The following is a 17,967-nucleotide window of genomic DNA, read 5'->3' on the forward strand; positions in this document are numbered from 1 at the left end:
TCCGCTCCTCCCGGAAGCCGCCTCCGGGCGCCCCTAGGGTGTGGTCACTCCGTGTGATCTTGCACCCCTCCCAGGAGCGCGATGCCTGACAGCCAGCCACGGCGGCCCGACGACAACGCGCCCGACAGCGCCGACGCAGCCACCACCGCCGAGTCCCCCGCCCTCGTCCTCGGTGGCGCCCGCCTCGCCGACGGCCGGGCCGTGGACGTACGCCTGAGCGGCAGCCGGATCGAGGCCGTCGGCACCGCGGGCAGCCTCACCGCCCGCGGTGCCCGGATCGACCTCCGCGGCTATCTGCTGCTCCCCGCCCCGGCCGAACCCCACGCCCACGGCGACACCGCCCTCACTGCGGACAGCCTGGGCCCCGACAGTCCGGGCCCCGCGTCCCACCGTGCCGAGGACATCCAGCGCCGCGCCACGGAGGCGGCCCTCCTCCAGCTCGGCCACGGCGCCACCGCCCTGCGCACCCATGTCCGCGTCGGCGACGTCCAGGGCCTCGCCCCGCTCGAAGCCGTCCTCCAGACCCGGCGGGCCCTGCGCGGCCTCGCCGACGTGATGCCGGTCGCGGTCCCCCGGCTCCTCACGGGCATCGCCGGAGCGGACAGCCTCGCGATGCTCAGGGACGCGGTGAAGATGGGCGCGGCCGTCGTCGGCGGCTGCCCCGACCTGGACCCCGACCCCACGGGGTACACCGAGGCCGTCCTGGAGATCGCCGCCGAGCACGGCCTGCCGGTGGACCTGCACACCGACGCCGACGACCCCGCACGCCTCGCCCGGCTCGCCGCGATGGCCGCGGGGCTGCGGCCCGGCGTCGCCCTCGGCCCCTGCGCGGGCCTGGCCCACCTGCCCCTGGACGCCGCGGCCCGCGCCGCCGACCGGCTCGCCGCCGCCGGGATCACCGTGGTCTGCCTGCCCCAGGGCGGCTGCGCCGGCTCCGAGCGCCGTACGACCGCCCCCGTACGCCTTCTGCGCTCCGCCGGCGTGCGCGTCACGGCGGGCAGCGGCGCGCTGCGGGACACGGCCAATCCGGTCGGCCGCGGCGATCCGCTCGAAGCCGCCTACCTCCTCGCCTCGCAGACGGGGCTGCGCGCCGAGCAGGCGTACGCCCTGGTCTCCACGGGCGCCCGCGCGGCCCTCGGCCTGCCCGATGTGCGCGTCGAGGCGGGCTTCCCGGCCGAACTCCTCGCCGTACGCGGCGAACGGCTCTCCGCGGCGCTCTCCCTCGCGTACAGCCGCATCGTCATCCACCGCGGCCGGATCGTGGCCCGTACCAGCGCCGTACGCGAGTACTGCGACTCCGACTCCGATGCCGCCGCGGGCCTCGGCGGACTTCCCCGCCAGGGCCGGCCCGACCCCGGCGCCGGGCCGAGGAACTGAGCGCGGGACCGCCCCCGGGCGTACGGTCGGGGGTATGCGCATTGTCATCGCAGGTGGACACGGACAGATCGCACTGCGGCTGGAGCGGCTGCTCGCCGCACGCGGGGATGAAGCCGTAGGGATCATTCGCAACCCCCAACAGAGTCAGGACCTGGCCGACGCCGGCGCCGAACCCGTCGTGCTGGACCTCGAATCGGCCACCGTGGAGCAGACCGCCGAGGTGCTGCGCGGCGCGGACGCGGTCGTCTTCGCGGCGGGCGCCGGGCCGAACAGCGGTACCGCCCGCAAGGACACCGTCGACCGCGACGCCGCCGTGCTGTTCGCCGACGCGGCCGAGGCGGCGGGCGTCCGCCGCTGCCTCGTCGTCTCCTCGATGGGCGCCGACCCCGACCACCCCGGCGACGAGGTCTTCGACGTGTATCTGCGGGCCAAGGGCGCCGCCGACGCGGCCGTACGCTCCCGCACCGCACTGGACTGGACGATCCTGCGCCCCGGCATGCTGACCAACGACGCGGGCACCGGCCAGGTCCTTCTGGCCGCCTCGACGGGCCGTGGCCCGATCCCCCGCGACGACGTGGCGGCCACGCTGCTGGAGCTGCTGGACACCCCGGCGACGGCGGGCCTCACCCTGGAGGCGATCTCCGGGAACGTGCCGGTGGCGGTGGCCGTGAAGGACGTCGCGGGCAACTGAGGCGTCCGGCGGGTGGCTGAACCGATTCCTGGACAACGAGAAAGCCCCCGACCGGAGAACCGGTCGGGGGCTTCGTTCGCGTGGCGGCGCCAGGGTTCGAACCTGGGTAGGCTGAGCCGGCAGATTTACAGTCTGCTCCCTTTGGCCACTCGGGCACACCGCCTCGAACGACGCGTTGGATCTCGTGGTGAGCTCCTTGGCGACGACGTAAACAATACCCGATGGCCAGGGGTGCTCCGCCACCTCATTGATCAGCGCCCGGAGGGTGCGGCGGTGGCTAGGCTTTGGCCTGTATCCCCACGCACATTCGACGCAAGGAGCCACACGTCATGGCCGACTCCAGTTTCGACATCGTCTCGAAGGTCGAGCGGCAGGAGGTCGACAACGCCCTCAACCAGGCCGCCAAGGAGATCTCCCAGCGCTACGACTTCAAGGGCACGGGCGCCTCGATCTCGTGGTCGGGCGAGAAGATCCTGATGGAGGCGAACGGCGAGGAGCGCGTCAAGGCCATCCTCGACATCTTCCAGTCCAAGCTGATCAAGCGCGGCATCTCGCTGAAGTCGCTGGACGCCGGTGAGCCGCAGCTCTCCGGCAAGGAGTACAAGATCTTCGCCACGATCGAGGAAGGCATCTCGCAGGAGAACGCCAAGAAGGTGGCGAAGACGATCCGCGACGAGGGCCCGAAGGGCGTCAAGGCGCAGGTCCAGGGTGACGAGCTGCGCGTCAGCTCGAAGAGCCGGGACGACCTCCAGGCCGTTCAGGCGCTGCTGAAGGGCAAGGACTTCGAGTTCGCGATCCAGTTCGTGAACTACCGGTAGTCACGGCAGTCAGCCGACTGCCGCACGTGACGGGGGCACACCGCCGAGGCCGACCTCGACGGCGTGCCTCTTCGCGTTTCGGTCCGCGCGGGATGTGCGGGGCATGCGGAGCGTGCGGATGCGATGTCCGAATACCGCCGGTGGTGGTGGGCGGGCGGGCGCAGACTGGCCGTACGGACCGGGGAAGTGAGAAGGCATGACGACGACGGTGTACGCGCGGGTGGAGAGCCCGCTGGGTGAGTTGCTGCTGGTCGGCGAGGAGTCGGCGGCGGACGTGGGGAAGCGGGCCGGAGGCGTCCGGCTGCGTTCGTTGTCCGTGCCCGGCCAGAAGGGCGGCGCGGTCGTCGAGGACGGCTGGCGGTGCGCCCCCGAGGCGTTCACGGAGGTCGCCCGGCAGTTGGACGCGTACTTCGCGGGGCGTTCGACGCGGTTCGACGTGCCGGTGGCCGAGGGCCTGGGCACGGAGTTCCAGCGGCGGGTCTGGGCGGTGCTGGAGTCGATCCCGTACGGGAGCACGGTGTCGTACGGGGAGGTCGCGGCACAGGTCGGCGCCTCGGGGGCCGGGGTGCGGGCGGTGGGCACGGCGATCGGCCGCAATCCGCTGCTGGTCGTGCGGCCGTGCCACCGGGTGATCGGGGCGGACGGGGCCCTGCGGGGGTACGCGGGCGGGCTGGAGCGGAAGAAGCTGCTGCTGGGGCTCGAAGGCGGGGCGGAGCGGTCCGAGCCGTGACACCCGCGCCGCCTTCGCCCTCCAGGGGTTCCTCCTCGGACGGCCCTTCCCTCTCCTCCGACGGTCTGTTCCGGCGGCCGCGTACGGTCGTGGCGCCGGGGGCCGTTCATGTGCCGGAGTGGCTTTCGGTGCAGCAGCGGGCGGAGTTGGTGGTGGCGTGCCGTCAGTGGGCGCGGGGGCCGGTTCCGTTCCGGCACACGGTGCTGCCGAGCGGCGGGGTGATGTCGGTGCGGACCGTGTGCCTGGGATGGCACTGGCAGCCGTACCGGTACGCGCGTACGGCCGACGATGTGAACGGAGCGCGGGTGGCCGCGTTCCCCGACTGGCTGGGCGACCTGGGGCGGGCGGCGTTGGCGGAGGCGTACGGGGACGAGGAAGCCGCACGGGGGTTCGCTCCGGACACCGCGCTGATCAATTTCTACGACGACACCGCGCGCATGGGGATGCATCAGGACAAGGAGGAGCGGTCGGGCGCTCCTGTGGTGTCGTTGAGCATCGGGGCGAGGTGTGTGTTCCGCTTCGGGAACACGGAGGGACGCGGTCGGCCGTACACGGATGTGGAGTTGGCGTCCGGGGATCTGTTCGTCTTCGGCGGGCCGTCGCGGTTCGCGTACCACGGAGTGCCGAAGGTGTACGCGGGAACGGCCGACCCGGCAGCGGGGCTGCGGGCCGGCCGGTTGAACCTGACGTTGCGGGAGACCGGGATGGCTTCACCGGACGCGTAGAAGAGCGGGCGGGGCGCCGACCGGGTCAGCGGCGGTCGCGGGAGTGGCCGAACAGCAGCCGGTAGGCGATCAGCAGGACCAGGGAGCCGGCGATGGCGGCGATCCAGGTCGCGGTGTCGTAGAAGTCGTTGCTGATGGGGCGGTCGAGGAACTGGCTGGAGAGCCAGCCGCCGACGAAGGCCCCGGCGATGCCGATGAGGGTGGTGCCGATGATGCCGCCCGGGTCACGTCCCGGGAGGAGGATCTTGGCTATGAGTCCGGCGAGCAGGCCGAGAATGATCCAACTGATGATGCCCATGTCGCTGCACCTACCCCTTGCTTCGTCCTGAAATCCAAGACGCGGCGGGCAGGTGTTCGGTTGCGCGGGGCCTTCGCCGGGCGGCCGTTCGCAGGGCGGCCTCCAGGACTCGGATGTCCTGGGCGTCCTTGGGCCGACGCGGTCGTCCCGGGACCCAGACCGGCATCATCCGCTTGATCTCGACCTGGGCGGCCGGGCTGATGACCGGGCAGACCGTCGCGCCGATACGGCCGACGGTGCCGTCGAGCATGCCTTCCGGCCAGCGTTCCCCGGCCCAAGGACCGCCCGCCACGACGACATGGCCGCAGGGGTCCTCGTCGAGCAGGGCAAAACTCGACTCCTCACCCTGCTCGGTGAAGTCGAGCTGCTGGTCGGCGGGCGGGCCGGGGAGCCGTTCCCAGCCCGACCGCAGCAGTGCGTGCGTGAGCACCTCGGCGTCCCGCTGCCGGACGAACCAGTCGATGTCCGTGTGGTCGCGGGTCGGCTCGCCGAGGTAGAAGTCCATGGCCCAGCCGCCCCGGAGCCAGAGCGGCACGCCGAGCGCGTCGGCGATCCGTACCGTCTCGGTGATCAGCCGGAGCTGACGCGTCGTGCGTTCGGTGTCCACGGCGGTGGACGCTACGCGGTCGCTCCCGGGTCGTCAGCCGGATTCCCGCGCTCCCGTCCCGGCCCGGCGCTCCCGTCCCGTCCCGGCCCGGGGCCGGTGTCCGGGCGGGCTAGCGGGTGGCGAAGGGCTGGTTCGTGGGGACGATCTCCTTGCCGAAGGGCATGAGGGAGACGGGGATCAGCTTGAAGTTGGCGATGCCCAGGGGGATTCCGATGATGGTGATGCACAGCGCGATGCCGGTGGTGATGTGGCCGAGGGCGAGCCACCAGCCGGCGAGGACCAGCCAGAGGACGTTGCCCACGCAGGAGGGCGAACCCGCGTCCCGGCGGTCGACGACGGTGTGGCCGAACGGCCAGAGGGCGTAGACGCCGATCCGGAAGGCGGCCACGCCGAAGGGGATGCCGATGATGGTGATGCAGAGCAGGACGCCCGCGAGCAGGTAGCCGAGGAACATCCAGAATCCGCAGAGGATCAGCCAGATGACGTTCAGGATGGTTTTCACGGGCGATGACCTGCCATCTTTTCGAGTCGGGCGATGCGCTCCGCCATCGGCGGGTGCGTCGAGAACATTTTCGCCATCCCCTGACCGGGCCTGAAGGGATTCGCGATCATCATGTGGCTCGCCGTCTCGATCCTGGGCTCGGGCGGCAGCGGGAGCTGCTTCGTCCCGGCGTCGAGCTTGCGCAGGGCGCTGGCGAGGGCCAGCGGGTCCCCGGTGAGCTGGGCCCCGGAGGCGTCGGCCTCGTACTCACGGGAGCGGCTCACGGCGAGCTGGATGACGGAGGCGGCGAGCGGCCCCAGGATCATGATCAGGAGCATGCCGAGGAGGCCGGGCCCCTCGTCGTCGTTGGAGCGGCCCACCGGGATGAGCCAGGCGAAGTTGACCAGGAACATCACGACGGAGGCGAGGGCTCCGGCAACGGACGAGATGAGGATGTCCCGGTTGTAGACATGGCTGAGCTCGTGGCCGAGGACGCCGCGCAGCTCGCGTTCGTCGAGGATCTGGAGGATGCCCTCGGTGCAGCAGACGGCGGCGTTGCGCGGGTTGCGCCCGGTGGCGAAGGCGTTGGGCGCCTGGGTCGGGGAGATGTAGAGACGTGGCATGGGCTGGCGGGCGGCCGTGGAGAGCTCACGCACGATGCGGTAGAGCTGGGGCGCCTCGAATTCGCTGACCGGGCGGGCGCGCATGGCCCGCAGGGCCAGCTTGTCGCTGTTCCAGTACGCGTACGCGTTGGTGCCGACGGCGACCAGGAGCGCGACGATCAGTCCCGTACGTCCGAAGAAGCTGCCGATGACGATGATGAGTGCGGACAGTCCCCCGAGGAGTACGGCGGTCTTGAGCCCGTTGTGCCGGCGGTGCACGGTACGCCCTCCAAGTGGTGCAGCAGGGGAACCCTTTGCATGGTGGTGCTCCACTCCCCAGTGGAGCCTCCTGTACTGGTCAACGCCAGGCGAGAGGAGCTAGTTCCCTTGTGCGTGCGGCCGGAGGGCGGGGGCTGTGCCGCGTGTTCGCGCCGGTCGGGCCCCCGGCCCCGTACGGAGTGACGCTGGGCCGTACGGGTGGCGGCGGGCCGTCCCGGTCGTGCGGGGTGATGCGGAGGGGGGCGGGGTGACTCGGAGGTGCGGTACCGCTGTGCGGTCAGTGCTGCTGTGCGGGGAGCTTGGCGAGGGAGAGGGCCTCGGGATCGGGCTCGACCTCGCTGGTGCAGTGGCCGCAGCGGGAGGCGACGGCGGGGATCTCGCTGAAGCAGCGCGGGCAGTCGCGGAGGGCGGCCTTGATGTCGACGGCCTCTTCCTTCGCAAAGCGGTTCTGGACCTTCGCCATGGGGACCACGACGCAGAAGTAGAGGACCGCGGCGGTGATGATGAAGGCGATGGCGGCGCTGATGAAGAGGCCGTAGGGGAAGTCGACTCCGTCGACCGTGTAGTGGGCCTTGCTGAAGTCGCCGGTGCCGCGGGTGGCGAGGCCGATCAGCGGGGTGATGAAGGCGTTGCTGAAGCCGGTGACGACGGCGGTGAAGGCGGCACCGACGGCCAGACCGATCGCCATCGAGATGACGTTCCCGCGCAGGATGAAGTCCTTGAACCCGTTCAGCACTGCTCTCTCTCCTCGTTTTCCCGACGTGTCCACGCCGAATACATGACGTATGCAGCCAAGACCATGCCCTGCGGCGTGCGCCGCGGGCAAACCGATCTTGCGGGGTCGGACGCCCTCAGAAGAGGCTGACGGCGGCGAAGCGCAGGACGGTCTGCGGAACCCCGGAAAGCAGGATTCCGGCGGCGGATGTGAGGACGATCGCCGTGGTGAGCGGGGTGGGCACGCGGAATCGGCGGGGTGTGGCGGAGGCCGGGGATCCGGTGTCCGGTCCGGCCGTTTCCGGGGCTCCGTCCGGTGCGCGGAAGAGGATCGCGGTCCACTGAAGGTAGTAGTAGAGAGCGATCACGACGTTGACGGCCATGACGACGGCGAGCCAGCCGAGGCCCGCGTCGACCGCCGCCGAGAAGACGGTCACCTTCGCGAAGAGCCCGATGATGCCGGGCGGCAGTCCGGCCAGGCAGAGCAGGAAGAACCCGAGGGCCAGGGCGGCGAGGGGCCGGGTGGCGTACAGGCCCCGGTAGTCGGAGAGCCGGTTGCCGGGGTGCGTACGGGCGACGAGGGCGGCGACCGCGAACGCGCCCAGGTTCACGACGGCGTACATGAGGGCGTACGCCACGGTGGAGCCGATCTGTTCGTCGCTGGAGTACGCGGCGGCGGCGATCGGGACCAGGAGGTAGCCGGCCTGGGCGACGGAGGACCAGGCGAGGAGGCGGACGGCGCTGCGGGCCCGGGCGGCGTTCTGGCGGAGGGCCGCGACGTTGCCGACGGTCATGGTGAGCGCGGCGAGGACGGCGAGGGCGGGCCCCCAGACGTCCGCATAGGAGGGGAACGCGATGACGGTCACCAGAATGAGGCCCGAAAACCCTACGGCCTTCCCCACCACGGAGAGATAGGCGGCGATCGGGAGGGGCGCGCCGACGTAGGTGTCGGGGACCCAGAAGTGGAAGGGCGCGGCGGCCGTCTTGAAGGCGAAGCCGACGAGCGTGAGGGCCACGCCGGTCTTGGCGAGGGTGTCGAGGACCGGAGCCACGTCGTCCAGGCGGGCGGCGATCTCGGTGAGGTGCAGGGTGCCGGTGGTCGCGTACACGAAGCTGACGCCGAGCAGCATGACGGCGGTGGCGACGACGGAGGAGAGGAAGAACTTCAGCGCAGCCTCGGAGGAGCCCCGGTCTCCGCGCTTGATGCCGACGAGGGCGAACGCGGGCAGCGAGGCGACTTCGAGGGCGACGACGAGGGTGGCGAGGTCACGGGAGGCGGGCAGCAGGGCCGCTCCCGAGGCGGAGGCCAGGAGAAGGAACCAGTACTCCCCCGCCGGCAGCTTGCGGGTGTCGTCGAGCGAGAGCAGGACGGTGAGGAACGCGCCGCCGAGGACGAGGGCCTGGATGACGACGGTGAAGTGGTCGGCGGTGTAGCTGCACGCCTGGGCGCCGGTGGTGACGCAGAAGGTGGACCGGTCCCCGGAGCGCAGCGGGATCAGGAACGCCAGGGCGGCGGCGAGCGCGGTGAGGGTGGCGTACCCGAGGAGCCGTTTGCGGTGGGCGGGCAGGAACAGGTCGGCCACGAGGACGACCAGGGCGGCCAGCGCGGTGAGGGTGGGCGGCGCGATGGCGAGCCAGTCGATGGACTGGACGACGCTGGGGACATCGGCCGCGAGGAGGCTTCCGGCGGCGCCTCCGGTGCCGGGTGCCGTCGCGGCCGGGGCCTGCGCGACGAGGCTTCCGGCGGTGGTGCTGAGGTCCGCGGTCACGACTTGCCTCCTGCGAGAAGCTGCTGCACGGCGGGGTCGGTGAGGCCGAGGAGGACGGCGGGCCAGAGGCCGGCGAGGACGGTGAGCGCGACGAGCGGGGTCCAGGCGGCGGCTTCGTACGGGTGGATGTCGGCGAGCTGCGGGGTGGTGGCCGTCCGGGGACCGGCGGTTTCCAACGGCGGGGAACCGGCGGCTCCGGACGGCTGGGAACCGGCGGCTCCGGACGGCTGGGGTCCGTCCGCCGTTCGCGGGGCCTGCTGGGGCTGCTCGTCGGACGACAGCCGGGAGTGGGGCGCGTGCTCGCCCATGCAGACGCGGCGGACGACGATGAGCATGTACGCGGCCGTGAGCAGCGTGCCGAACGCCCCGATGGCCATGAAGGTGCGGAACGCCGGGCGGCTGAGGCCTTCGGCGGGGCTGTACGCGCCGAACAGGGTGAGCATCTCGCCCCAGAATCCGGCGAGTCCGGGCAGACCGAGCGAGGCGACGGCGGCGAAGGCGAGCAGCGCGCCGAGGCGGGGGGCTCGGCCGTAGAGGGCGGCTCCGGTCGCTCCGGCGAGGGTGTCGAGGTCGGCGGTGCCGTAGCGGTCCTTGACCGCGCCGACCAGGAAGAACAGGAGGCCGGTGATGAGGCCGTGGGCGATGTTGGCGAAGAGCGCGCCGTTGACTCCGGTGGGGGTCATGGTGGCGATGCCGAGCAGGACGAAGCCCATGTGGCCGACGGACGAGTACGCGATGAGCCGCTTGAGGTCGCCCTTGGCGCCGGTACGGGCCAGGGCCAGGCAGGCGAGGGACCCGTAGACGATGCCGACGACGGCGAACGCGGCGAGGTAGGGCGCGAAGGTGCGCATGCCGTCCGGCGCGACGGGGAGCAGGATCCGGACGAACCCGTACGTTCCCATCTTCAGCAGGACGCCCGCGAGGAGGACGGATCCGACGGTCGGGGCGGCGGTGTGGGCGTCGGGCAGCCAGCTGTGCAGGGGCCACATCGGGGTCTTCACGGCGAGGCCGAGACCGATCGCGAGTACGGCGATGACCTGCACGGATGTGGTGAGGCCTCGGCCGTTGTCAGTGGCGAGTGCCACCATGTCGAAGGTGCCGCTCTTCAGCCCGATGAGGAGGAGGCCGAGCAGCATGACGACCGAGCCGAGCAGTGTGTAGAGGATGAACTTCCAGGCGGCGGCCTGCCGTTGGTCGCCGCCCCAGCGGGCGATGAGGAAGTACATCGGGATGAGGACCATCTCGAAGGCGAGGAAGAAGAGCAGCAGGTCGAGGACGGCGAAGGTGGCGAGGGTGCCGGACTCCAGGACGAGCACGAGGGCGACGAACGCCTTCGGTGAGGGGCCCGCGGGCAGCTTGAAGTAGCTGTACAGCGCGCAGAGGAAGGTCAGCAGCGCGGTCAGGACCAGGAGGGGGAGCGAGATGCCGTCGATGCCGAGGTGGATGCGGACGTCGAGCGCCGGGATCCAGCTGATGTCGGTGGTCGCCTGCATCGTGGCGGGGTGGTCGTGGTCGAAGCCCGCGGCCAGGACGATCGCGGCGACGAGGACGGCGCCGGTGACGGTCACGCCGTGGCGGAGCACGGCCTGGTCGGGGTTCCGTCCTCTGAGCCCGGGCGGGGCGGGGAGCAGGGCCGCGAGGGCGCCGAGGAGCGGGGCGACGACGATGAACGCAAGAAGGAACTGCATCACGGACGGGCTGATATCGATCACGGTCACGACCCCGCGTTGACGTTGGCGAAGACGACGGCGGCGATCGCCAGGGCGAGGGACCCGGCGAGCAGGGCGCTGACGTAGGTCTGCACGTTGCCGGTCTGGGCCCGGCGGACGGCGGTACCGAGGAGCCGGGTGACGGAGCCCGTCCCGTTGGCGTAGGTGTCGACGACCTCGCGGTCCAGGAAGCGGACGAGGCGGGCGGCTGCCCGGACGGGCCGGACGAACAGCGCCGTGTACAGGGCGTCGAGGTGGAAGCCTGTGACCGCGTGGCGGTGCAGCGGGCCCAGGAGGAGCCTGCCGGGGTCGGCCGGGTCGGGGGCGTCCGCGACGGTGCCGTAGACGGCGGTGTGGGACGTCATGGCCTCGGCTTCGACGAGCGCGGGTTCGGCGCCCGGGTGGGCGGCCACGGCTCCGATGGGGGTGCGGGCGGCGAGTGCGGTGGTGTGCCGCCAGGCGCCGTAGGTGACGAGGCCGCCGACGAGGGTGACGCCGGTGGAGAGGACGGCGGTGGTGAGGGACGGCGTGAGGCCGTGCCCGTCGAACCAGTCGCCGAGCATGCCGGCGGTGAGACCGAAGCCGATGGTGGGGACGGTCAGGATCCACAGGACGGAGGTCATGGCGAGGGGCTGCCTGCCGTGGTCGGGGACTTCGGCCCCGCGGCCGCGGAAGGCGAGGAGCCAGAGGCGTACGGCGTAGGAGGCGGTCAGGACGGCGGCGAGGAGCCCGGCGATCAGGATCGTCCAGCCCGCGGCGGCCGGGGCGACGGTCCGGTCCCCCAGCGCGGTGTGCTCGGCGGCGACGAGGACGGCTTCCTTGGAGAAGAAGCCGGCGAACGGCGGGATGGCGGCCAGCGCGAGGAGCGCGACGGTCATCGTCCAGTAGGCGTCCGGGATGCGGCGGGCGAGGCCGCTCATCCGGGACATGGCGGCGAGCGAGTTGGTGCCCGCGGCGTGGATGACGACGCCCGCGGCGAGGAAGAGGACGGCTTTGAACGCACCGTGCGAGATGAGGTGGAAGACGGCCGCGCCCCGGTCGCCGACGGCGAGGGCGCCCGACATGTAGCCGAGCTGACCGATCGTCGAGTAGGCGAGGACGCGTTTGATGTCGTCCTGGGCGAGGGCGGCGAGCCCGGACCCGAGCATCGTGACGGCGGCCATCACGGCGAGGACGACGAGCGCCGCGCCGGAGGCCGCGAAGACGGGCAGCAGGCGGGCCACGAAGTAGATGCCGGCGGCGACCATCGTCGCGGCGTGGATGAGCGCGGAGACGGGGGTGGGGCCGGCCATCGCGTCGGGCAGCCAGGTGTGCAGGGGGAACTGCGCCGACTTGCCCGCGACGCCCGCGAGGAGCAGCAGGGCGATGAGCGTGGGGTGTTCAAGACCGCCGTTGGCGACTGCGGCGAGGATCTTGGTGATCCGGAAGCTGCCGGTGTCGGCGGCGAGCGCGAACAGGCCGATCAGGAAGGGGACATCGCCGAGCTTGGTGACCAGGAAGGCCTTGAGGGAGGCGGCCCGGGCCTCGGGAGTCTCCCAGTAGTGGCCGACGAGGAAGTACGAGCAGATGCCCATGATCTCCCAGCCGACCAGGAGCACCATCAGATCGCCGGAGTAGACGACCAGGAGCATCGCGGAGGTGAAGAGGGAGACGAGGGCCGCGTAGGAGGGGTAGCGGGCGTCGTCGCGGAGGTAGGCCGTGGAGTAGAGCTGGACGCAGGTGGCGACGACGGTGACGAGGACGGCGACCAGGACCGCGAAGCCGTCAAGATGCAGCGCCAGGTCGATCGGGACCGAGCCGGTGGGCGTCAGTTGGGTCGCGGCGTCGATGGCCCGGCCGCCGCCCTGACGGACGGCGACGAGTACGGCGAGGACGGCGGCGGTGAGGGTCGGGAGGATCGCCAGCGGGCGGACGAAGCCGGGGGCGGTACGGCCGACGGCGAGCCCGGCGAGGGCGCCGAGGAACGGGAGGAGGGGGACGAGGGCGGCGAGGGTCGTGGTGGTCACGTGGTGGCCTCTGCCTTCTTGGTCTTCCCCGGGGACTCGTTCCCTTCGGCCTCGTCCGTCTCGGCGGTGTCGCGGAGCCGGTCGATGTCGGAGGTGCCCCGGTTGCGGTAGACGGCCAGGACGATCGCGAGGCCGATGCCGATCTCGGCGGCGGCGATGGCGATGGTGAAGAGCGTGAGGGCCTGGCCGGAGTGGAGGGTGTCGCGGAGCCAGACGTCGAAGGCGACGAGGTTGAGGTTTACGGCGTTGAGCATCAGCTCGACGGACATCAGGACGAGGATCGCGTTGCGCCGGGCGAGGACGCCGTAGAGGCCGACGCAGAAGAGGAGGGCGGCGAGTACGGCGGGATAGGCGAGGTGCATCAGCGCTTCTCCCCCTTGCCGGGTGCGCCGGACGGGCCGGTGCGGCTCGTGGTGCCCACGTCGGTGCCCGTGTCCTTGCCTGTGCCTGTGTTCTTGCCTGTGCCCGTTCCTGTTTCCGTGTCTCGCTTGCGGGACAGGACGATGGCGCCGACGAGGGCGGCGAGGAGGAGGACGGAGAGCGCCTCGAAGGGGAGGACCCAGTTCCGGAACAGGAAGGCGCCGGTGACTCGGGTGGAGCCCTGGGCCGGCCCGTCGAGGTCGATCCAGGTCGTACGGAAGGCGTCCACGACGACCCAGACGAGGGCGGCGGCCGAGGCGAGGGCCACGCCGAGGGCCACCCACCGGTTGCCCGAGTCGGCGTCCGGGGAGCGGCCGATGGGGGCCCGGGTGAGCATCAGGCCGAAGAGAAGGAGAACGACGATGGAACCGACATAGATCAGTACCTGGACCCAGGCGATGAACTCCGCGGTGAGCAGGAGGTACTCGACGGCCAGCCCGCCGAGCGCGACGACGAGCCAGAGCGCGGCGTGCACCAGTTGCCTGGTGGTGACGGTGATGACGGCGGCGCCCAGAGTGGCGAGGCCGACGAGGAGGAACGCGATCTCGACGCCGGACGGGGAGAGGAAGCCGGGGTGGTCGCCTGCGGCGGAGGCGACCAGGGACGGGGCTGCGTGCAGCATCACGGGTTTCCTCCCTTCTCGCCCTGCTGTTCCTGCTGCTCCTTCTCTTGTTGCTGTTGTTCCTGCTGCTCCTTGGCGCGCTGGGCGGCGAGCTTGTCCGCGGCCTTGCGGGCTGCGGCGATCTCCTTCGGCTCCTCGGCGGCGGGGTCGAGGGCGGGCGGCTCCGGCACGGTCCACATCCACTCGCGGAGCTTGTCGCGCTCGTGGGTGAGTTCGTGGATGTCCGTCTCCGCGTACTCGAACTCGGGTGACCAGAACAGCGCGTCGAAGGGGCACACCTCGATGCAGATACCGCAGTACATGCAGAGGGAGAAGTCGATGGCGAAGCGGTCGAGGACGTTCCGGCTGCGCTCACGGCCGCCGGGGGCGGCGGGCGGCGACGTCTCCTTGTGGGAGTCGATGTAGATGCACCAGTCGGGGCACTCACGGGCGCAGAGCATGCAGACCGTGCAGTTCTCCTCGAACAGCCCGATGACGCCGCGGGAGCGGGGCGGGAGTTCGGGCTGGGTGTCCGGGTACTGCGCGGTGACGGTCTTCTTCGTCATCGTGCGCAGGGTGACGGCAAGACCCTTGGCCAGGCCGGATCCGGGGATCGGGGGCATCAGCTGATCGCCACCTTCACGATGCCGGTGAGCGCGATCTGCGCGAGGGCGAGCGGGACGAGGGTGGTCCAGGCGAGCTTCTGCAACTGGTCCTCACGCAGGCGCGGGTAGCTGACGCGCAGCCAGATGACGACGAACGCGAGGAGGGCGGTCTTGAGGAGGGTCCAGAGCCAGCCGAGTCCGTCGGCGCCGAACGGGCCGTGCCAGCCGCCGAGGAAGAGGACGGTGGTCAGGGCGCACAGGATGACGATGCCCGCGTACTCGGCGAGGAGGAAAAGGGCGAAGCGCAGACCGGTGTACTCGGTGTACGCGCCGAAGATGATCTCGGAGTCGGCCACCGGCATGTCGAACGGCGGTCGCTGGAGTTCGGCGAGGCCGGCCACGAAGAAGACCAGGGCGCCGACGATCTGCCAGGGCAGCCACCACCACGCGAAGGCGTCGAGGATGCCGGTGAGCGAGACCGTACCGGCCGCCATGGCCACGGAGGCGGCGGCCAGCAGCATCGGCAGCTCGTAGGAGAGGAGCTGCGCGGCGGTACGGAGGCCGCCGAGCAGGGAGAACTTGTTGGCGGACGCCCAGCCCGCCATGAGCGAGCCGAGGACGCCGATGCCCATGACGGCGAGCACGAAGAAGATGCCCGCGTCGACGAGCTGGCCGACCGCGCCGTCGCCGGGGCCGAGGGGGATGACGGCGAGGACGAGGAGGTACGGGAGGAGGGCGACGGCGGGGGCGAGCTGGAAGACGCGGCGGTCGGCGGCGGCCGGGACCACGTCCTCCTTCTGCGCGAACTTCACGCCGTCCGCGACGAGCTGGGCCCAGCCGTGGAAGCCGCCTGCGTACATGGGGCCCAGGCGGCCCTGCATGTGGGCCATGACCTTGTGTTCCGTCTGGCCCACGAGGAGGGGGGCGACCAGGAACACGACGAAGACGATGGCCAGGCGGAGGGCGACGTCGAGAACGTCGTTCACTCGGGATCGCCTCCGGCGGGGTGGTCTGGGGTGGGGTTGTCTGGGGTGGGGTCGTCTGGGGCGGGGGGTTGCTCGTCCGGGGAAGGCGCGTGCGGGGACTCGGACTCCCGGCCCTCGGGTTCGTCGAACGCCGGTTGGGCGTCGTGCCACGGGGCGTCAGTGCTGCGCACCCGGGGCGGACGCACGGGCGCGTCCGACGTTGCCGGGCCCTCGGGCGACTCGCTCGGCTCGGGACGCTGACTGGCCGAGCCCTCGGAGGCGGACCGGGAACGGCGAGCCGGCCGAGCGGGGGTGGTCCCCGGCCCGTCCGGCTCCGGGCGCTGACTGGCGGAACCCTGCGATGCCGAGCGGGAACGGCGCGCCGGGGCGGACGGGGTCTCCGCAGGACCATCGGCCCCCGGCTGCTGGCTGGCGGAACCCTGTGACGCCGACCGGGAACGGCGCGGGCGGGCCGCCGCAGGTGTCTCCGGCGCCCTGGGCGCCTCAGGGGACGTGGACGCCTCCGGTGTCGCGGGGGTCTCCGGTGTCGCGGGGGCGGAGGGCCGCGTACCGGCCGCCGTGGGGGCTTCCGTTCCGGTCGGCGCGGGAGCTTCCACAGCTTCCGCACCGGGGGCCGACGCCGTGGCGCGTTGGGCCGCCGAGCCCTCGCCCGCCGTGCGGGTCCGGCGGGGCGGTCGGTCGGCCGCGGGGCGGGCGGCCCGGGCCGGACGTGCGGCGGCCGGAGGGAGTTGGCCCTTCAGGGGGCCCCATTCGTTCGGGTCGGGGACCCCGGGCGGCAGCATCGCGCGTCGCTTGGGACCGGTGTGGCCCTCCGCCGGCTCCCCCGGTTCCTTCGCCCCGGGCCAGGCCTTCGCGACGCGTGCGGCCAGGACGAAGTCCTTGCGCAGCGGATGGCCTTCGAAGCCTTCCGGCAGGAGGAGCGGTACGAGATGGGGGTGGCCGTCGAACGCGACGCCGAACATCTCGTGCGTCTCGCGCTCGTGCCAGGCCGCGCCCGCGTACACATCGATGGCGCTGGGCAGCACCGCCGCGTCGTGCGGCACGGTCGTGCGGACCATCAGCCGCCGCACCGTACCCGTGCCCAGGGCCGCGACATGGGCGCAGACGCGGAAGCCGACGCCCGGTTCGTCCACGGCGCTGAGCCAGTCGAAGTAGGTGCAGCCGAGTTCGTCGCGGGCGGTCCGCAGCGCGGTGAGCCAGTCGGCGGCGGGGACGTCGACGGTCAGCAGGTCGTACGCCGACTCCGCCGCGGCCCCGTCGCCGAACACGTCGGTGACCGCGTCCGGCAGCCGGTCGTAGACCTCGGCCCCGGCCGCGGCCCCGGATTCCGTGTGGTGGTCGCGATCGCTCATCGCCGCCCCTCCTCGTCGGGTCGGGAAGCGGCTGCCGGGGCCGCTGCCGGCGCGGCGACGAGGCCGCTGCGCAGGGCCTCGGTCGACGGACCGCCGCCCGTCCCCCCGGAGGCGTACCGCTCGGCGAGGGATTCGCGCGCGATCTTCTCCTGGAGCTTGAGGATGCCCTGGAGCAGCGCCTCGGGCCTGGGCGGGCAGCCGGGTACGTACACATCGACGGGGATGATCTGGTCGACGCCCTTGGTCACCGAGTACGAGTCCCAGTAGGGGCCGCCGCAGTTGGAGCAGGCGCCGAAGGAGATGACGTACTTCGGTTCGGGCATCTGCTCGTACAGCCGCTTCACGGCCGGGGCCATCTTGTCCGTCACCGTGCCGGACACGATCATGAGGTCGGCCTGACGGGGTCCGGGGGCGAACGGGATCACGCCGAGCCGGATGAAGTCGTGGCGTGCCATGGAGGCGGCGATGAACTCGATGGCACAGCAGGCAAGTCCGAAGTTGAAGACCCAGAGGCTGTAGCGGCGGCCCCAGTTGAGGACGACCTTCATCGGCTCCGGTGCGAGCCGGGAGAGCACGCCGAGGCGCTTGGGCTCGGGCAGGAGGACCGGGTCGGCGGCGGGCGGGGGCTGCTGCGACGCGAGGGTCGGCCGGCTCGTCAGGCCCATGCGAGGACGCCCTTCTTCCATGCGTAGAGCAGTCCCACGGCCAGGAAGCCGAGGAAGATGAACATTTCGACCAGGGTCGTAGCGCCGTATCCCGGCGCCGCGAACACCGTGGCCCACGGGAACAGGAAGATGGAGTCGACCGCGAAGATCACGTACAGGAACGCGTAGACGTAGTAACGCACCTGGGTGTGCGCCCAGCCCTCGCCGACCGGGTCGACGCCGCATTCGTAGGTGAGCAGCTTCTCCGGGGTGGGCACGACGGGGCGCAGAAGCCGCCCGGCCGCGAAGGCCACGGCGACGAACAGGACGCCGACCAGGGCGAGCAGGCCGATGACCGAATAGCTCTCAAAGTACTCGGAGGCGAGTGTCGTGCCCGCCACGCCGGTCACGTCCGTAACGTCGGCCACGTCCGCCCCCGCTCCCTCGTTGTCCGCCTCTGTCCCGCGTGCCCGTTCTGTACACACGGGTTCTGTACGCACGGGAGTCTAGGGCCTGCTAAACGGAGCGTAAGCAGCCGCGTCGGACATCGGGT

At 71.7% G+C, this 17,967-nt stretch carries 20 protein-coding genes and 1 tRNA gene; 5 read left to right on the top strand and 16 right to left on the bottom strand.

The window, feature by feature from the left end:
• Positions 1 to 81: 81 nt before the first annotated feature.
• Positions 82 to 1,377, top strand: a complete 1,296-nt coding sequence (locus tag IE140_RS04325) for an amidohydrolase family protein (protein ID WP_150193371.1) — start codon at positions 82 to 84, stop codon at positions 1,375 to 1,377.
• 34 nt (positions 1,378 to 1,411) lie between these two features.
• Positions 1,412 to 2,068 carry an SDR family oxidoreductase gene (locus IE140_RS04330; RefSeq protein WP_150193372.1) on the top strand — a complete coding sequence of 219 codons (657 nt, stop codon included), beginning with the start codon at positions 1,412 to 1,414 and terminating at the stop codon, positions 2,066 to 2,068.
• Positions 2,069 to 2,149: 81 nt separating this feature from the next.
• On the opposite strand, the gene IE140_RS04335 is transcribed toward IE140_RS04330, so the two are convergent.
• Positions 2,150 to 2,231: transfer RNA gene (locus tag IE140_RS04335), tRNA-Tyr, on the bottom strand.
• Between the two features lie 166 nt (positions 2,232 to 2,397).
• Here IE140_RS04335 and IE140_RS04340 point away from each other — a divergent pair.
• The 3 genes from IE140_RS04340 (at position 2,398) to IE140_RS04350 (ending at position 4,341) form a co-directional block, all read left to right on the top strand.
• Positions 2,398 to 2,886 (top strand): YajQ family cyclic di-GMP-binding protein, encoded by a 489-nt coding sequence (locus IE140_RS04340; RefSeq protein ID WP_010056669.1) that lies wholly within the window; start codon positions 2,398 to 2,400, stop codon positions 2,884 to 2,886.
• A gap of 196 nt (positions 2,887 to 3,082) precedes the next feature.
• On the top strand, positions 3,083 to 3,616 hold the full coding sequence (locus tag IE140_RS04345; protein WP_032779381.1) for a methylated-DNA--[protein]-cysteine S-methyltransferase: 534 nt from the start codon (positions 3,083 to 3,085) through the stop codon (positions 3,614 to 3,616).
• 110 nt (positions 3,617 to 3,726) lie between these two features.
• Entirely contained in the window at positions 3,727 to 4,341 is a 615-nt protein-coding gene (locus IE140_RS04350; RefSeq protein ID WP_229826681.1) for an alpha-ketoglutarate-dependent dioxygenase AlkB family protein, read from the top strand.
• A gap of 25 nt (positions 4,342 to 4,366) precedes the next feature.
• On the opposite strand, the gene IE140_RS04355 is transcribed toward IE140_RS04350, so the two are convergent.
• The 15 genes from IE140_RS04355 to IE140_RS04425 form a co-directional block, all read right to left on the bottom strand.
• Entirely contained in the window at positions 4,367 to 4,639 is a 273-nt protein-coding gene (locus IE140_RS04355) for a GlsB/YeaQ/YmgE family stress response membrane protein (protein ID WP_006126852.1), read from the bottom strand.
• 10 nt (positions 4,640 to 4,649) lie between these two features.
• Entirely contained in the window at positions 4,650 to 5,246 is a 597-nt protein-coding gene (locus IE140_RS04360; protein WP_150193373.1) for a nucleotidyltransferase domain-containing protein, read from the bottom strand.
• A 109-nt stretch (positions 5,247 to 5,355) separates the two neighbouring features.
• The gene (locus IE140_RS04365) at positions 5,356 to 5,748 is read right to left on the bottom strand and encodes a YccF domain-containing protein (RefSeq protein WP_032779383.1); all 393 of its coding nucleotides are present in this window, start codon (positions 5,746 to 5,748) and stop codon (positions 5,356 to 5,358) included.
• On the bottom strand, positions 5,745 to 6,608 hold the full coding sequence (gene htpX / locus IE140_RS04370) for a zinc metalloprotease HtpX (protein ID WP_032763990.1): 864 nt from the start codon (positions 6,606 to 6,608) through the stop codon (positions 5,745 to 5,747). The genes IE140_RS04365 and htpX overlap by 4 nt, the downstream gene beginning before the upstream one ends.
• A gap of 277 nt (positions 6,609 to 6,885) precedes the next feature.
• Complete coding sequence (mscL, locus tag IE140_RS04375; protein ID WP_032763991.1) at positions 6,886 to 7,344, bottom strand: large conductance mechanosensitive channel protein MscL; 459 nt, start codon at positions 7,342 to 7,344, stop codon at positions 6,886 to 6,888.
• Between the two features lie 115 nt (positions 7,345 to 7,459).
• Positions 7,460 to 9,091 carry an NADH-quinone oxidoreductase subunit N gene (locus IE140_RS04380; protein WP_150193374.1) on the bottom strand — a complete coding sequence of 544 codons (1,632 nt, stop codon included), beginning with the start codon at positions 9,089 to 9,091 and terminating at the stop codon, positions 7,460 to 7,462.
• On the bottom strand, positions 9,088 to 10,809 hold the full coding sequence (locus tag IE140_RS04385; RefSeq protein WP_189460060.1) for an NADH-quinone oxidoreductase subunit M: 1,722 nt from the start codon (positions 10,807 to 10,809) through the stop codon (positions 9,088 to 9,090). Before IE140_RS04385 ends, IE140_RS04380 begins: the two co-directional genes overlap by 4 nt.
• On the bottom strand, positions 10,806 to 12,806 hold the full coding sequence (locus IE140_RS04390; RefSeq protein ID WP_150193375.1) for an NADH-quinone oxidoreductase subunit 5 family protein: 2,001 nt from the start codon (positions 12,804 to 12,806) through the stop codon (positions 10,806 to 10,808). Before IE140_RS04390 ends, IE140_RS04385 begins: the two co-directional genes overlap by 4 nt.
• On the bottom strand, positions 12,803 to 13,168 hold the full coding sequence (nuoK, locus tag IE140_RS04395) for an NADH-quinone oxidoreductase subunit NuoK (protein ID WP_032763997.1): 366 nt from the start codon (positions 13,166 to 13,168) through the stop codon (positions 12,803 to 12,805). Before nuoK ends, IE140_RS04390 begins: the two co-directional genes overlap by 4 nt.
• Positions 13,168 to 13,848 (bottom strand): NADH-quinone oxidoreductase subunit J family protein, encoded by a 681-nt coding sequence (locus tag IE140_RS04400; RefSeq protein ID WP_150193376.1) that lies wholly within the window; start codon positions 13,846 to 13,848, stop codon positions 13,168 to 13,170. The genes nuoK and IE140_RS04400 overlap by 1 nt, the downstream gene beginning before the upstream one ends.
• Positions 13,848 to 14,450 carry a NuoI/complex I 23 kDa subunit family protein gene (locus IE140_RS04405; RefSeq protein ID WP_093440605.1) on the bottom strand — a complete coding sequence of 201 codons (603 nt, stop codon included), beginning with the start codon at positions 14,448 to 14,450 and terminating at the stop codon, positions 13,848 to 13,850. Before IE140_RS04405 ends, IE140_RS04400 begins: the two co-directional genes overlap by 1 nt.
• Positions 14,450 to 15,418 carry a complex I subunit 1/NuoH family protein gene (locus IE140_RS04410; RefSeq protein ID WP_093440607.1) on the bottom strand — a complete coding sequence of 323 codons (969 nt, stop codon included), beginning with the start codon at positions 15,416 to 15,418 and terminating at the stop codon, positions 14,450 to 14,452. Before IE140_RS04410 ends, IE140_RS04405 begins: the two co-directional genes overlap by 1 nt.
• Entirely contained in the window at positions 15,415 to 16,770 is a 1,356-nt protein-coding gene (locus tag IE140_RS04415) for an NADH-quinone oxidoreductase subunit C (protein WP_189460062.1), read from the bottom strand. Before IE140_RS04415 ends, IE140_RS04410 begins: the two co-directional genes overlap by 4 nt.
• Complete coding sequence (locus IE140_RS04420) at positions 16,767 to 17,435, bottom strand: NADH-quinone oxidoreductase subunit B (RefSeq protein WP_150195270.1); 669 nt, start codon at positions 17,433 to 17,435, stop codon at positions 16,767 to 16,769. The genes IE140_RS04415 and IE140_RS04420 overlap by 4 nt, the downstream gene beginning before the upstream one ends.
• Positions 17,426 to 17,842 carry an NADH-quinone oxidoreductase subunit A gene (locus tag IE140_RS04425; RefSeq protein ID WP_150195272.1) on the bottom strand — a complete coding sequence of 139 codons (417 nt, stop codon included), beginning with the start codon at positions 17,840 to 17,842 and terminating at the stop codon, positions 17,426 to 17,428. Before IE140_RS04425 ends, IE140_RS04420 begins: the two co-directional genes overlap by 10 nt.
• Between the last annotated feature and the right edge of the window lie 125 nt (positions 17,843 to 17,967).

The sequence above is a fragment of the Streptomyces parvus genome (genome assembly GCF_014648875.1).
Classification (GTDB): domain Bacteria; phylum Actinomycetota; class Actinomycetes; order Streptomycetales; family Streptomycetaceae; genus Streptomyces; species Streptomyces parvus.

Coding starts and splice junctions, on each gene's coding strand:
- IE140_RS04325 (WP_150193371.1), top strand. CDS start 82: ATGCCTGACAGCCAGCCACGGCGGCCCGACGACAACGCGCCCGACAGC.
- IE140_RS04330 (WP_150193372.1), top strand. CDS start 1,412: ATGCGCATTGTCATCGCAGGTGGACACGGACAGATCGCACTGCGGCTG.
- IE140_RS04340 (WP_010056669.1), top strand. CDS start 2,398: ATGGCCGACTCCAGTTTCGACATCGTCTCGAAGGTCGAGCGGCAGGAG.
- IE140_RS04345 (WP_032779381.1), top strand. CDS start 3,083: ATGACGACGACGGTGTACGCGCGGGTGGAGAGCCCGCTGGGTGAGTTG.
- IE140_RS04355 (WP_006126852.1), bottom strand. CDS start 4,639: ATGGGCATCATCAGTTGGATCATTCTCGGCCTGCTCGCCGGACTCATA.
- nuoK (WP_032763997.1), bottom strand. CDS start 13,168: ATGCACCTCGCCTATCCCGCCGTACTCGCCGCCCTCCTCTTCTGCGTC.
- IE140_RS04400 (WP_150193376.1), bottom strand. CDS start 13,848: ATGCTGCACGCAGCCCCGTCCCTGGTCGCCTCCGCCGCAGGCGACCAC.
- IE140_RS04405 (WP_093440605.1), bottom strand. CDS start 14,450: ATGCCCCCGATCCCCGGATCCGGCCTGGCCAAGGGTCTTGCCGTCACC.
- IE140_RS04415 (WP_189460062.1), bottom strand. CDS start 16,770: ATGAGCGATCGCGACCACCACACGGAATCCGGGGCCGCGGCCGGGGCC.
- IE140_RS04420 (WP_150195270.1), bottom strand. CDS start 17,435: ATGGGCCTGACGAGCCGGCCGACCCTCGCGTCGCAGCAGCCCCCGCCC.